Annotated in this window: 15 protein-coding genes; 13 read left to right on the top strand and 2 right to left on the bottom strand. The window is 62.7% G+C overall.

Annotation, left to right across the window (positions count from 1 at the left end; all coding sequences use genetic code 11):
* Positions 1-516 precede the first annotated feature (516 nt).
* From E8E91_RS12435 to E8E91_RS12425, 3 genes are all read left to right on the top strand, one after another.
* Entirely contained in the window at positions 517-891 is a 375-nt protein-coding gene (locus E8E91_RS12435) for a helix-turn-helix transcriptional regulator (RefSeq protein WP_280375988.1), read from the top strand.
* Between the two features lie 79 nt (positions 892-970).
* Positions 971-1,129: a hypothetical protein gene (locus E8E91_RS12430; protein ID WP_190828203.1), complete on the top strand. Its 159-nt coding sequence runs from the start codon at positions 971-973 to the stop codon at positions 1,127-1,129.
* Positions 1,130-1,232: 103 nt separating this feature from the next.
* Positions 1,233-1,898: a DUF882 domain-containing protein gene (locus E8E91_RS12425; RefSeq protein WP_280375986.1), complete on the top strand. Its 666-nt coding sequence runs from the start codon at positions 1,233-1,235 to the stop codon at positions 1,896-1,898.
* Positions 1,899-1,900: 2 nt separating this feature from the next.
* Here E8E91_RS12425 and E8E91_RS12420 read toward each other — a convergent pair whose 3' ends face one another.
* Entirely contained in the window at positions 1,901-2,104 is a 204-nt protein-coding gene (locus tag E8E91_RS12420; protein WP_280375985.1) for a hypothetical protein, read from the bottom strand.
* Between the two features lie 173 nt (positions 2,105-2,277).
* On the bottom strand, positions 2,278-2,490 hold the full coding sequence (locus E8E91_RS12415; protein WP_280375984.1) for a BPSL0761 family protein: 213 nt from the start codon (positions 2,488-2,490) through the stop codon (positions 2,278-2,280).
* Positions 2,491-3,003: 513 nt separating this feature from the next.
* Here E8E91_RS12415 and E8E91_RS12410 point away from each other — a divergent pair.
* From E8E91_RS12410 to E8E91_RS12365, 10 genes are all read left to right on the top strand, one after another.
* Positions 3,004-3,255, top strand: coding sequence for a hypothetical protein (locus E8E91_RS12410; RefSeq protein WP_280375983.1), 252 nt, complete (start codon positions 3,004-3,006; stop codon positions 3,253-3,255).
* 321 nt (positions 3,256-3,576) lie between these two features.
* On the top strand, positions 3,577-4,407 hold the full coding sequence (locus tag E8E91_RS12405; RefSeq protein ID WP_280365076.1) for a phytanoyl-CoA dioxygenase family protein: 831 nt from the start codon (positions 3,577-3,579) through the stop codon (positions 4,405-4,407).
* Between the two features lie 13 nt (positions 4,408-4,420).
* Positions 4,421-4,837 (top strand): RidA family protein, encoded by a 417-nt coding sequence (locus E8E91_RS12400; protein ID WP_280375982.1) that lies wholly within the window; start codon positions 4,421-4,423, stop codon positions 4,835-4,837.
* Positions 4,838-5,034: 197 nt separating this feature from the next.
* Positions 5,035-5,739, top strand: coding sequence for a TetR/AcrR family transcriptional regulator (locus tag E8E91_RS12395; RefSeq protein ID WP_280375981.1), 705 nt, complete (start codon positions 5,035-5,037; stop codon positions 5,737-5,739).
* A gap of 244 nt (positions 5,740-5,983) precedes the next feature.
* A complete protein-coding gene (locus tag E8E91_RS12390) occupies positions 5,984-7,471 on the top strand; it encodes an FAD-dependent oxidoreductase (RefSeq protein WP_280375980.1) in 1,488 nt (495 codons plus the stop codon).
* On the top strand, positions 7,468-8,148 hold the full coding sequence (locus tag E8E91_RS12385; RefSeq protein ID WP_348532217.1) for a c-type cytochrome: 681 nt from the start codon (positions 7,468-7,470) through the stop codon (positions 8,146-8,148). The genes E8E91_RS12390 and E8E91_RS12385 overlap by 4 nt, the downstream gene beginning before the upstream one ends.
* A gap of 185 nt (positions 8,149-8,333) precedes the next feature.
* The gene (locus tag E8E91_RS12380) at positions 8,334-8,495 is read left to right on the top strand and encodes a hypothetical protein (RefSeq protein ID WP_280375979.1); all 162 of its coding nucleotides are present in this window, start codon (positions 8,334-8,336) and stop codon (positions 8,493-8,495) included.
* 53 nt (positions 8,496-8,548) lie between these two features.
* Positions 8,549-10,099: an NAD(P)/FAD-dependent oxidoreductase gene (locus tag E8E91_RS12375; protein ID WP_280375978.1), complete on the top strand. Its 1,551-nt coding sequence runs from the start codon at positions 8,549-8,551 to the stop codon at positions 10,097-10,099.
* Positions 10,100-10,101: 2 nt separating this feature from the next.
* Positions 10,102-11,739, top strand: a complete 1,638-nt coding sequence (locus tag E8E91_RS12370; protein ID WP_280375977.1) for a 3-(methylthio)propionyl-CoA ligase — start codon at positions 10,102-10,104, stop codon at positions 11,737-11,739.
* A gap of 9 nt (positions 11,740-11,748) precedes the next feature.
* Positions 11,749-12,702, top strand: a complete 954-nt coding sequence (locus E8E91_RS12365) for an alpha/beta hydrolase (RefSeq protein WP_280375976.1) — start codon at positions 11,749-11,751, stop codon at positions 12,700-12,702.
* Positions 12,703-12,727: the final 25 nt, after the last annotated feature.

Genomic DNA, 12,727 nt, shown 5'->3' with positions numbered 1-12,727 from the left:
GGCGGCCTGGCGGGAGAGCGGGTTGCCATCCGTCCGACCGCGACCGACGGCGTCTTCGACGTGGTGTTCATCCACAAGACCGTGCGCCAGATTGATCTCAGGCAACCCAAGCCATGACTATCCACCCGTTACCCATGTCTCCCGACAAGCGTTACCCATGTATACCGGCTGAACACACGGCGCACCCTACCGATTCGGCTTCATCCTGCCAGCCCGGGGTATTCGGATCGTCGCCCAGGCGGTCCGGTAGCCCAGGTCCATCTGCTAGTCATCGGACAGGCACGCCACGCCGGATCACGACTTCCGGCGCCAGGTTCGTTCACCACTCGGCAGGTCGAACTCCCGGGCGGCCACTTCCCTGGTGGCGAACCTCCCCCGCCCTTGCGGGTTTTCCTCATCATCCTTGAGTGCTCTTGGCAATCCGTCGATTGCGGCCTACGATAATCACGTTTTGCTAATCAGGCAAACACGATAAGTGAGCCAAGGACGATTCATTCCGTCATTAAGATTCGCGGCATGAATACGCTTGGATCGCGCATTGCGCACTACAGAAAGCTGAAAGGACTCTCTCAGCAGGCCCTGGCCAACGAGTGCGGGTGGGAATCCCAATCCCGGATCGGTAACTACGAACGGGATACCCGCGAGCCCTCGTTCGAAGACCTCAGGCGCATCGCCAAAGCGCTGGAGGTATCGCTCAACGACCTGCTCAATCCCGTCATGCAGATCGCCGAATCCAAAGAGGGTCGTTACGACCCTGAACAGAATCTCAGCCCACGCTCACGCCAGGTGCTCGATCGCCTCACGCTTGCCGCCACCGAAGGCCGGCTGGTCGAGCAGGACCTGATCCTGCTGGAACAGATCGCCCGTCGCCTGGAAAAGCCCGAAGACTGATTCGAGTCGACCCTTTCCTCCGGTTGCCTGTCTCAAGGACATGGGAAATGCGTTTCCCGTACCTCGAGAGGTACCGCCCATGCTTGCCAATGTCGTGAAAATCGCGCTGCTGGCCGTGGTACTCGCCAGCAGCGGCGGCTGCATCATCCATCACTACGATCACGACCATTACCGCGGAGGCTGGGACGGCCACCGGGACCACGATGACCGGGATGGACACAGGAGAGGCCATCGCTGAGTAACGAAAAGCCCCGCATTTGCGGGGCTTTTTCGCAGATCTTCTGTAGCTTTCGCGACCGGGTGTATAGTCGACAACCTCGTCCTCCCTGCGAGCGGTCACCATGGCTGCTTCCACTCCCGGATTGTCCAGACGCCAGGTACTCCAGGCCTTCGCCGCCCTCGGTGCCGCCCTGGTCACAGGCGATGCCCTGGCCACCCGCATCGAAGTGACCCTGCGCCCCCGCAACCTTCACGCCCGCCTGCTCAACCGCGATCGGCACCTGCGCCTGGAACGCCCGGCATCCGGTGAAGTCGTCACCTTCTGCTATTTCCGCAAAGGCAAGGGCTGGGACCTCGATGGCTATCGCCAGGGCTGCCGCATCCTGCGGGACGTGAAGTACAAGAGCACGGTGAAGATCAACGTCAAACTGCTCGACCTGCTGTTCCTGATCCAGGCCTGGCTGCGCATCAACAAGCTGCCCACGCGCATCCTGGTCAACAGCGGCTATCGCACCCCTCAACACAACGCCACCCTGGAAGGCGCCGCCCGCCACTCCCTGCACATCCGTGGCATGGCCGCCGACATCCGTATTCCCGGCGTGAGCGTCGAGCGCTTGGGTAAACTGGTACGCGCCATCGGTGCCGGCGGCGTGGGCTTCTATCCGTCGAAAGGTTTCATCCACGTCGATGTCGGCCGCGTCAGGACCTGGCGCGTAGCCGCCCTGGTGGAGCCAGGGCAAGAGGAATGGGCCCTGGCCGTGCTGGACCAGGGCGAGCATTTCGCCTGACTTCAGTCGAAGTCGGCGCAGTCACCGCACACGAAATGGCCGCGCCGGTCGACGCTTTCGGTCAACTCGCCGCAGTACTCGCACTCCCCTTCCGACGCATCGATCGGGTCGAGGTCCTCGTCATCGAAGCACTCGTCGCCCAGGTCGTCGTCGTTGTCGAGCAGGTGATCGTGCTCGGGTTCGTGGAGGTCGAGATCTTCATCCATAGCGCGGTGCCGTGAGGGGTCGGAAGGTCGCGGACTATAGCGCCGCACCGGAACGAGGTCGATATTCGGCCATCGGTTAGGCGACTTCACTGTCGACCACAACAAAAAGCCCAGCGTCCTGGCTGGGCTTTCTCATTATTGGCACATCCGTGTCTCGTGGTTACCCCACGTCATCACTGCCCGGCATGGGCAGCTTCTTCCCGAAGGGCTCCTGTGTCAGTTGTGCCGGCAACAACCATCCTGCCCTGCAGGAAATTCGGATAATGCCGCAGCAACCAGCCGACTTCCTGCCGGACAGAATCTGGTAGATCGGCGTCACGTGTCAGCCCGATCAGGAAATCCTGGGTCTGGAGAGCCGATTCAGTGCGTCTGTTCGGGAAGTTCATGCGGGGCCTCCTGTAAAAGGCAGGTCTTCGATTGATTAGCTCAGATTTCTGCAACCTTCTGGTTTCGCCAGGGCCAAAGCGGCAGCGAAGTCACTGTATGGAATCCAGGCACCTATCGGCATAGTCGATCGCGGGGACCTGTTGTCGTGGTTACGAGCACGTGTCTGTAGGGGATCGACTACGAGAGACTTGCGGGTGGAGCCAACGCGCAGGAAGTTCGGGGGTTAGCAGAGCAATCGATGGCGCCCAGCACGTCGATGTCGGTGATTCCGCCCCGCCCTCACCGACGGCGGCAGGTAGTTGAGCGCATGCAGTCCAGCATCCATGACCTCATGGTCCGCGAACCAAGGGCACTGGTCAGGCCGTTGGCGTTAGGCCTTTCGCGAAGGACCGAGCCTCTCCCTGCAAGGCACTACTGCTTCAACAGGTCATTCCGGGATCGAGCTCGAAGGTAAGGGCAACGGCAACCGGCAAATTGCCCGGCAGGTTGCGAACCCCGCACACCGAACGCACATGGCCGGCCCGGCTTTCGAAGACACTGGCCGGCAGTTCGGATGCCCCGTCCAGTACCTGCGGATGCCCCATGAAGCCTTCATCACACGCCACGTACCCCTCCAGGCGGACCACCTGGCGAATGCGCTCGAATCCCCCCAGGTACTGGTGCACCTGGGCAAGCGCATTGAGCACGGAAAGCCGGGCCGCGAGTTCGGCCGCGCAGTGATCGAGGCGTACACCGAGCTGAAGTCGGTCTGCATCTCCCACTGATTCGAACCCTCGATTTCCGGCAGGCGCCTTCACGCCTGCCGGTTTTTTTTGTGGGTGTCCTCCCTGTGGGACGAACCCATCTTGTAGGGGCGAATTCATTCGCCAAGGGCGGCGCAGCTGCCCCCTTCAAGACCCCAGGGCAGACCTTCGGCCTGCTTGGCGAATGAATTCGCCCCTACAGAAATGAAATCGCCCCCAATCAGAGCGACTCCAGACACCGACTGATCTGGGCCTGAAAATTAAAATAACATCCGTTGCGTTAATTAAATCGCACTGCTAGTCTCCCCTTCATCCGAGAGAAAACTCAGAGGAGACAGCACCATGAACGACTCTCTGCGCAAGGCGTTTCTGGAAGACGGGGCGGTCCTGATCAAGGGCCTGTTGAATGCGGATCAGCTGGCACAATGCCGCGCGGCCTTCGACTGGGCCGTGGAAAACCATGGCCCACACGCCACCCGGATGTTCAATGGATCCGAGCAGCAGTCCCATGTCGACAACGCCAACCCCTTGGCCAAGGAACGACTGGAGGAACTGGTGTCCTCCCTGCCTTTCGGCCAGCTGTTCGCCGATCTCTGGGGCTCGGAAAATGTCTGGTACTTCGCCGAAGAGGTGTTCCTCAAGGCCGGCGGCCATGGTTCTCGTACGCTCTGGCACCAGGACACCTCTTACCTGCCCTGGGCCGGCAAGCACTGGGGCAACGCCTGGATCAGCTTCGAGTCCGTTCCCCGGAAGAATGCCCTGGAGATCATTCGTGGCTCCCATCTCGGACCACGCTACGACGGCACCACGTTCCGCGACCCCAATGACCCGACCCAACCCCTGCATGGCGGCGACCTGCCCCGCCTCCCGGATGTCGAAGCCGAGCGCCGTCTGAACCCCGACGTCTACGAGATCCTCTCCTGGGCCACCGAGCCCGGCGACGTGGTACTGCTGCATCCCGGATCGCTCCACGGCGGCGCGCCGGTCGACGCGGACTTCCCGGATCGCCACACCTTCGTCTTCCGCTTCTTCGGTGACGACGCCACCTTCCACCCGCTGCCGGAACACAGCGATTCGGGCTACCCGACACAAGGCGTCCTGTTCACCGAGCAGCTGTCGACCCTGAACGCCGGCGAACCCTTCCGCCACCCGACCTTCCGCCAGCTCGTTTGAGAGGAGCCCACCGATGAGTACCCAGAGCCTCAAGCGACAGTGCATCAATCCGCCGCCGACCCAGGTGTTCTACGACAACTTCCACTTTTCCCAGGCCACCCGCGTGGGCGACATGATCTGGGTCTCCGGCCAGGTGGGGATCGACGGCGCCATGAAGCCCGGCGATGGCATCGAGGAGCAGGCGCAATTGGCCTTCCAGGCCCTGAAGTCCGTCCTCGAAGCGGCCGGCGCCAGCCTGGCCGATGTGGTGGAGCTGATGACCTTCCACACCGACATGCAGGCCGACATGCCGACCTTCGCCAAGGTCAAGGATCAGTACTTCCCCGACCGCTACCCGTCCTGGACCGCCATCGGCATTTCGCAACTCGCCCTGCCCGAACTGCGAGTGGAGATCCGCGCGGTAGCCGTCGCCGGATGCGGCGATACCTGAACCCAGCCTGGTGCCGGGGTTCTTCCTTGCGAACTACAGCTGGGACCCCCAGGTTCTGTCCCGGGAGAACGGGACGAAACCCGATGGCGCGCCGGATGCTTTATCAAGACAATTTCCCTATGCTGAGGCGCGCCTCCGCCGGTAACGACCAGGGGCAACGACTTCTTCAACTGACTTGACCATCTTCTCGAGCACCTATGCCTGACTCCAAAGCCCGCCGTACCGCCGAAATCCACAGCGCGAGCGAAGACGAGGCCAAACCCGTCGCGCGCCGGGGCCGGCCGGTTGGCGACCACAACGCCAAGCGAGCCGAGCTGCTGGCGGCGGCCATTGCGGTGATCGCCCAGGAAGGCTATGCCGGAGCGTCGATGCGCCGGGTGGCGCAACACGCTGGCTGCACCACGGGCGCAGTGACCTACTACTTCGCCAACAAGGAAGAAATGGTCGGCGCCGTGGCTCAGGATCTGTTCGACAGGGTCGACGCGCTGCTGGAAACCAACCGCGAGCAGTTCGATATCAAGTCACTCATCCAGCAGTGGCTGGATTGGATCAGCTCCGACCAGCCGGACAACTGGCTTGCCTGGCTGCAACTGCTCACCCATGCCCGCCACGAGCCCGCGTTCGGCGGGGTCATCAAGCAGCGCTATGCACGCTTCCGCCAGGTGTTCACCTCGGTGCTGGAAGAAGGACAGCAGCAGGGCAAGATTCGCGACGATATCGCCGCCGAGCTGCTGGCCGACCAGGTCAGCGCCATCAGCGACGGCTGGTTGATGATGCTGCCGATCGAACCCGAGCGTTTCAGCGCGGAACGCGGGCAGGCCCTGATCGATGCGCTGATCACCCTGATTTCCCCGCCGAAGCCCCCCAAACGCTCGTCCCGAACCAAAGCCGCCACGCTGTAAGCCTCACCTCGACGGGCCCCGCACCGGGCCCGTCTTCATCTCTCCTCTCCCGTATTCCCTCCCCTCCACGGGCCTCGCAACCGCGTGCTCCGTGCTGTCTGCGCGGGTGCTTTTCAGCCTGCCCTGGCCTCGTCCGCAATCCTTCCCCCTCCCGACATTCTTCGCTTTGCACCGCATCTGTTGTGAGTTATTTTACGTAACATTGGTTATTTTAATTAAAACAACAGAGCTGACCGAGGCGAAGATGGAATCTGAAAACCATGATTTATCGCTGACTGCACGCCAGCGACGCCTGCTTCTGCAGGCGATGGGAAGCGCGGCACTAATGGGCGGGATAGCGCTCAGCGGACGAGTCACAGCCAATGTGCTGCGGGAAGGACAGGACGATGTCCTGGACGTGGCCATCATTGGCGCAGGGCTGGCGGGCCTCACCGCCGCACGGGACCTGAAGCGGGCAGGCTGCGACTCCTTCACCGTGCTGGAGGCCCGGGACCGCGTGGGCGGGCGCACCCTCAACCACGACCTGGGCAACGGCGTCGTCTCGGAAGCCGGCGGCCAATGGATCGGCCCCGGCCAGACCGCCATCTTCGACCTGGCCCGCGAACTGGAGGTCGATACCTTCCCCACCTACTACCAGGGCAAGAACGTGTACCTGGTGGGCGGCGCCAGGTACGAGGAGGACCTGTCCGATAGGCAGGGCTCAGGCTCTCCGATCACGGAAAAGCTCAATGAACTGGCGCGGGGCGTTCCCAGCAAGGAGCCCTGGACGGCAGCGGAGGCAGCCTCCCTCGACAAACTGTCGGTCGGACAGTGGCTCTCACAGCAGGGGCTCGACAACGTGGCCAGGCTCAGCTTCGATTCGTCCATCGGACTGACCACCGGCACGCCCCCTTCGAACCTGGCGCTGCTGCATTACCTCTCCCTCATCAACTCCGCCGACTGCAGCATGGAAAAGCTCGAGGGGTTCAAGGGCGGCGCCCAGGAAACCCGCTTCGTCGGCGGCTCGCAGATCCTGAGCACGCGGATGGCGCAAGCGCTGGGCGACAAGGTCCGGCTTTCGTGCCCGGTGCGCAAGATCGTCGGCTGGGACAGCGAAATCGTCGAAATCCATACCGACCAGGGCATCATCCGCGCCCGCCAGGTCATCGCCGCGCTGCACCCGGCGCTGTGCAACCAGATCACCTTCGACCCACCGCTTCCCGAAGGACGCGCAGAGCTGCACCGCCTCTGGCCCTCCCACGCCCCCATGCGCAAGACCGTGCATGTCTATCCGCGTCCGTTCTGGCGGGAACAGGGCCTCAACGGCCAGATCACCCAGGCCGATGGACCGCTGATCCTCTCCTACGACAACTCGCCGCCGGACGGCAGCGTCGGCGTGCTCAGCGCCTTCGTCAGGACCGCACAACTGCCCCAGGATCCCAAGCGCGCCGAGAGCACCCTGTCGGCCATCTACGCCGAGGTACTGGGCGACGAGGCGCTGCACCCCACCCAGTTCCACGACCATGACTGGGGCAAGGTCGACCCCTGGACCCTGACCTGCGTCGGCTCCATCCCGCCGGGCTTCCTGACGAAATGGGGCCAGTACCTGAAACCCTCGGTCGGTCGCCTGATCTGGTCCGGTACCGAAACGGCCGATATCTGGACCAGCTCCATGGACGGCGCAGTGCGCTCCGGCCACCGGGCAGCACTCGAGGCGCTCCAGGCGCTGGTAAAAGCCAGGAGGAGCGCATGATGAAACGAGCTTTTCTTATCGTCGGCGCACTAGTGGCGGCAGGACTGACAGCAGCGGCAGCCACGGTTGGGCCGGAACTGCTGGCTGGTTATCGCTTCATGGACGCCCTCGACCGGTACTACGCCAGCTACGAAGCCAATGGCGGCGCCTGGCCGCAGGTCCAGGATTCCTGCGCGCTCTGCCACGGCGTCAACGGCCAGCCCCGGGATGCGCAGTACGCCGCTCTCGCCGGCCAGCCAGCGGCCTACATCGAAGCGCAGTTGCATGCCTTCGCGGAGGGTCGGCGGCACAGCGCGCAGATGGGGCCGCTGGCGGCGAACCTGAGCGATACGCAGATCAAGTCCCTGGCGGACTACTTCTCCCGCCAGCGGCCGGAAACGACGGAGGCACCTGAGCGGGACGACGCCCTGGCAAAACGCGGAGAGGCAGTGGTAGCCGTCAGAGGATGCATTGCCTGCCACGGAGAAAGCCTCTCCGGCAGCCCGCTCGGACCCCGTATCGCCGGCCAGGGCGAGGGTTATCTCTCGGATCAGTTGAAGGCATTCAAGCACGGCCAGCGCCAGGACCCCGCCAAGGCCATGAACGCGATGGCCAGCTCGCTTTCGGATGAGGAGCTCAAGGCCACCGCCCACTACCTATCCGGACTGGCGCCAACGCAACCCCACAGCGCCCACTGACCCGCTGGCGGGCAGGGACGCTCGCCATCTCCCACCCGCGCAACGCCTGCTGCAAAACACGCACGCCCTGCAACCGCAGGTCGGCCTTATTTTACGTAACGATTTATTTGCATAACATCTGTTGCGTAAATTTTTGCAGCGGATTACAGTCCAGCAAAACAACAAAAGCTTCAGGAGCTCAGCTCATGAAAGACGCCACAAACCTTCCCCATGCCGACGCCGGCATCGCCATCCCCCTTGCCCTGCCCAATGCACCTGCGACCGCTTTCCTGGACCGTTCGGGCAGTGCGCACCTCGCCATTGCAGCTCACCGAGCATCGCTGTTCATGGGACGCCTCCAGGGCTAAGCCGACTCCATCAATCAATTGCCCTGCTTACCTCGATGAGCACGGAGATCCATATGAGCAACAACCATTTCGACATCCTGATCATTGGCGCCGGCTTGTCGGGCATTGGCACTGCCTGCCATCTCACCAAAGAATTCCCGAACAAGAGCCTGGCCATTCTGGAGCGCCGCGAGCGTATCGGCGGGACCTGGGATCTCTTCCGCTACCCGGGAATTCGCTCCGATTCGGACATGCTCAGCTATGGCTACAAGTTCCGCCTCTGGAACAGCCCGAAGATACTGGCCGACGGCGCCGAGATTCGCCGTTACATCCAGAACACCGCAGCCGAGTTCGGCATCACCGACAAAATCCAATATGGCCTGAAGGTCACGCGCGCCAACTGGTCCAGTGAATTGCGACTGTGGCAGCTAACCGCCCTGCACGAGCCCAGCGGTACTGTGCGCACCTACAGCTGCAAGCAGTTGCTGTGCTGCACCGGCTACTACAACCAGGATGACGGTTTCCTGCCCCAATTCCCCGGGGAGGAAAGCTTCAAAGGCATCAAGATCCACCCGCAGCACTGGCCGGAAAACCTGGACTACAAGGGCAAGAAGGTCGTTGTGATTGGCAGCGGGGCTACCGCCGCTACGCTGATTCCAGCCATGGCGAACACCGCCAGGCACATCACCATGCTGCAACGCTCGCCTTCGTACATCTATGCGCTGCCGTCCAATGATGTACTGACGCTCGCGCTGTCTCGCATCATGCCGAGCGAGTGGGCGCTCAAACTGGCCCGTAAACGCAACATCCTGATGTACCGCGCCATCTACGCGGTCTGCCGGCGCTGGCCGAAGCTGATGCGCAGCTTCCTGCTATCCCACGTGCGCAAGCAGGTTGGTCCGGACGTCGACATGCGCCATTTCACGCCCAAGTACATGCCCTGGGACGAACGCCTTTGCGCCGTGCCCGGTGGGGACATGTTCAAGGCCATTCGCGATGGCAAGGCCTCCGTCGAGACCGACCAGATCGAGCGCTTCACGAAGAAAGGCATCCTGCTGAAATCCGGCAAGGAGCTGGAAGCGGACATCATCATCACCGCGACCGGCCTGCAACTGCAGCTACTTGGCGGCATGGAGCTGTCGGTGGATGACGTACCGCGCGCCATTGGCGATCGGATGACCTACAAGGGCGTGTTGCTGGAAGACCTGCCCAACATTGCCTGGCTGTTCGGCTATACCAACGCGGCCTGGACCCTGAAGGTCAGCGTCTCGGCGCAGTACCTGTGCCGCCTGTTCTCCTACATGGAAAAGAACCGTCTTGAAGTCGTCATCCCGCACGACAACGGCGAGAACTCCACTCCCCACAGCATCATGCACTCGATGAAGTCGGGCTATATCCAGCGCGATCAGCAGTTCCTGCCGCGCCAGGGGAAAACCTATCCCTGGCAGGTCGCCATGAACTACGGCCCGGACAAGAAGATGCTGCTCAAAGACGCCGTCGAGGACAGCCGCCTGGAGTTCCTGCCCGCCAGAAAAGCGAGCACGCCCTCCTCCAACGTCACGCCATTGGCCGTATCTCGAGACGCGAAGCCCGTGATCATCACTCGTGAAGCTCAGGGGGAGTAAGCATGCACGGTCAAATGATGAAGCTGCCGCTGATCGTCTCTTCCCTGCTGGAACATGCAGAGCGCTATCACGGCGACACTGAAATCGTTTCCCGCACCGTCGAAGGTACGCTTCACCGCTATACCTATGCCGACGCGCATCAGCGCGCCAGGAAAGCCGCCAATGCGCTGAAGAAGCTCGGCGTTCAGCAGGGCGACCGCGTCGGCACCCTGGCGTGGAACGGCTATCGCCACTTCGAGCTGTACTACGCGATCTCGGGCATGGGAGCGATCACCCATACCATCAATCCACGCCTGTTCCCGGAACAGATCACCTGGATCGCCAACGATGCCGAAGACAGCGTCGTGTTCTTCGACCTGAGCTTTGCATCACTGGTCGAATCCATCGCAGCGCACTGCCCGAGCGTGAAGTACTGGGTCGCCATGACCGCCCCTGCGCACATGCCGGCCCTGAACATCCCGAACCTGCTCTGCTACGAGGACCTGCTGGCCGAAGAGTCCGCAGACTTTGCGTGGCCACAGCTCGATGAAAACTCGGCGGCCGCCCTTTGCTACACCTCGGGAACCACGGGCAATCCCAAAGGCGTGCTCTACTCCCACCGCTCGACCCTGCTGCACGCCCTCGCCAGCTCGCTACCTGACGCCCTCGCCCTCTCCGGGCGTGACGTGATCGCACCCGTGGTGCCCATGTTCCACGTCAATGCCTGGGGCCTTCCATACTCGGCGCCACTGGTGGGCGCCAAGCTGGTGTTTCCGGGCGCCGCCCTGGATGGCGAAAGCGTCTTCGAGCTGTTCGAGAATGAGGGCGTCACCTTCTCCGCCGGCGTACCCACCGTGTGGCTGGCCGTGCTGCAGTACATGCAGAAGAGCGGCTCGGCACTGTCGAGCATCAAGCGCATGGTCGTTGGCGGCGCGGCTTGCCCTCCGGCCCTGATGAAGAGTTACGAGAAAGACTTCGGCATCAAGATTCAACATGCCTGGGGCATGACGGAAATGTCGCCGCTGGGCACCGTCAGTACGCTCAAGGAATCGCACCTCAAACTGAGCGAGGAGGCGCGCTTCGCCATCGAGGTCAAGCAGGGCCGCCCGCCATTCGGCATCGACCTGAAAATCGTCGACGACAACGGCAACGCCCTGCCTCGCGATGGCAAGACCTCGGGCGCTCTGCTGGTCCGCGGCCACTGGGTTCTCAGCCAGTACTTCCGCAAGGATGACAGCCCGCTGCTGGACGGCTGGTTCCCGACAGGCGATGTGGCCACCCTGGACCAGGACGGTTTCATGCAGATCACCGACCGCTCCAAGGATGTCATCAAGTCCGGTGGCGAGTGGATAAGCTCCATCGATCTGGAAAACATTGCCATGGGCCACCCGGCGGTCGCCGAAGCGGCTGCGCTGGGCATCGCACATCCGAAATGGGATGAGCGCCCGTTACTGGTGGTCGTGAAAAAAGCGGACCAGGGCGTCAGCCGCGAGGACATCCTGGCCCAGTACCCGGGCAAGGTCGCCAAGTTCTGCATTCCCGATGACGTGGTGTTCGTCGACGAAATTCCACATACCGCGACCGGCAAGATCAGCAAGGTGCAATTGCGTGAACAGCTGCGCGGGTACCGCTGGCCGACCGCCAACCCGGCCCGGGCCTGAGGTAGCGCCATGACGACGAATGCCCAGGCCTTCACTCATGTCATCCATCCAACCCGGGGCCGCTGGACCAGCGAGCTGCTCAATCTGCTGCTGCGCCTCTCGGTGAAGTCGCGGCATGGATTGCACATCGACATTCCGAAACTGCGCGAAAAATTCCGCCAGCTGAATCGCCAGGCGCCCCGTGCCCTGGCTGGCGTGCAACGCGAAAGCGTGGACTGCAACGGTGTCGCTGCCCAGTGGCTGTCGCCCAAGGGTTGCCGCCAGGAACGGGTACTGCTCTATATCCACGGCGGCGCATTCGTGGCTTACACGCCCGATGTGTACGCCGCCATGGTGGCGTCCTGGTGTCAGCCCCTGAAAGCCCGGGCGCTGATGCTGGACTACCGTCTGGCTCCCGAGCACCCCTATCCCACTGCACTGGAAGAATGCCTTGCCGCCTACCAGTGGTTGCTGGATCAGGGCATCAAGGCCAAGGACATCGTCATCGCCGGCGATTCCGCGGGTGGCAACCTGGTCATGGCCACACTGCAGCACCTCAAGGCTTCCGACCGGCCGCTGCCTGGCTGCGCGGTGCTGCTCTCGCCCTTCCTGGACTTCACCCTCAGTGGCACAAGCGCGCTGGGAAATGCGCCGCACGACCCGATCTTCAACCTGGCCTTCGCGGTTGGAATCCGTGGTTTCTACGCACCCGCCGAGACCTATTCGCAACCGTCGGTATCGCCCCTGTTCGGGGATTTCAGCGGCCTTCCCCCGCTGCTGTTCCAGGTGGGCAGCACGGAAATGCTGCTGGATGACTCCGTGCGGGCCGCAGCCTTGGCCGACGCCGCCGGTGTGCGGGTGCAGCTGGAGATCTGGCAGCGGCTTCCCCATGTCTTCCAGATGATCGCTGCCCTGCCCCAGGCCCGTGCAGCCGCCCAGCGCATCCTGCGCTTCGTCAACGACCACACGGACTGGGATGGCTAACGGGCCGGCAATCAAGCTGCCCACC

This window comes from Pseudomonas sp. BN515 (genome assembly GCF_029873155.1).
Taxonomy (GTDB): Bacteria; Pseudomonadota; Gammaproteobacteria; order Pseudomonadales; family Pseudomonadaceae; genus Metapseudomonas.
Note: the sequence above shows the minus strand (reverse complement) of the source record. Positions and strands in the feature narration are given on the sequence as shown.

Bases quoted from the DNA above. Each gene is read 5' to 3' on its own strand.
- E8E91_RS12435 (WP_280375988.1), top strand. From the start codon at position 517: ATGAATACGCTTGGATCGCGCATTGCGCACTACAGAAAGCTGAAAGGA.
- E8E91_RS12430 (WP_190828203.1), top strand. From the start codon at position 971: ATGCTTGCCAATGTCGTGAAAATCGCGCTGCTGGCCGTGGTACTCGCC.
- E8E91_RS12425 (WP_280375986.1), top strand. From the start codon at position 1,233: ATGGCTGCTTCCACTCCCGGATTGTCCAGACGCCAGGTACTCCAGGCC.
- E8E91_RS12420 (WP_280375985.1), bottom strand. From the start codon at position 2,104: ATGGATGAAGATCTCGACCTCCACGAACCCGAGCACGATCACCTGCTC.
- E8E91_RS12415 (WP_280375984.1), bottom strand. From the start codon at position 2,490: ATGAACTTCCCGAACAGACGCACTGAATCGGCTCTCCAGACCCAGGAT.
- E8E91_RS12410 (WP_280375983.1), top strand. From the start codon at position 3,004: ATGGCCGGCCCGGCTTTCGAAGACACTGGCCGGCAGTTCGGATGCCCC.
- E8E91_RS12405 (WP_280365076.1), top strand. From the start codon at position 3,577: ATGAACGACTCTCTGCGCAAGGCGTTTCTGGAAGACGGGGCGGTCCTG.
- E8E91_RS12400 (WP_280375982.1), top strand. From the start codon at position 4,421: ATGAGTACCCAGAGCCTCAAGCGACAGTGCATCAATCCGCCGCCGACC.
- E8E91_RS12395 (WP_280375981.1), top strand. From the start codon at position 5,035: ATGCCTGACTCCAAAGCCCGCCGTACCGCCGAAATCCACAGCGCGAGC.
- E8E91_RS12390 (WP_280375980.1), top strand. From the start codon at position 5,984: ATGGAATCTGAAAACCATGATTTATCGCTGACTGCACGCCAGCGACGC.
- E8E91_RS12385 (WP_348532217.1), top strand. From the start codon at position 7,468: ATGATGAAACGAGCTTTTCTTATCGTCGGCGCACTAGTGGCGGCAGGA.
- E8E91_RS12380 (WP_280375979.1), top strand. From the start codon at position 8,334: ATGAAAGACGCCACAAACCTTCCCCATGCCGACGCCGGCATCGCCATC.
- E8E91_RS12375 (WP_280375978.1), top strand. From the start codon at position 8,549: ATGAGCAACAACCATTTCGACATCCTGATCATTGGCGCCGGCTTGTCG.
- E8E91_RS12370 (WP_280375977.1), top strand. From the start codon at position 10,102: ATGCACGGTCAAATGATGAAGCTGCCGCTGATCGTCTCTTCCCTGCTG.
- E8E91_RS12365 (WP_280375976.1), top strand. From the start codon at position 11,749: ATGACGACGAATGCCCAGGCCTTCACTCATGTCATCCATCCAACCCGG.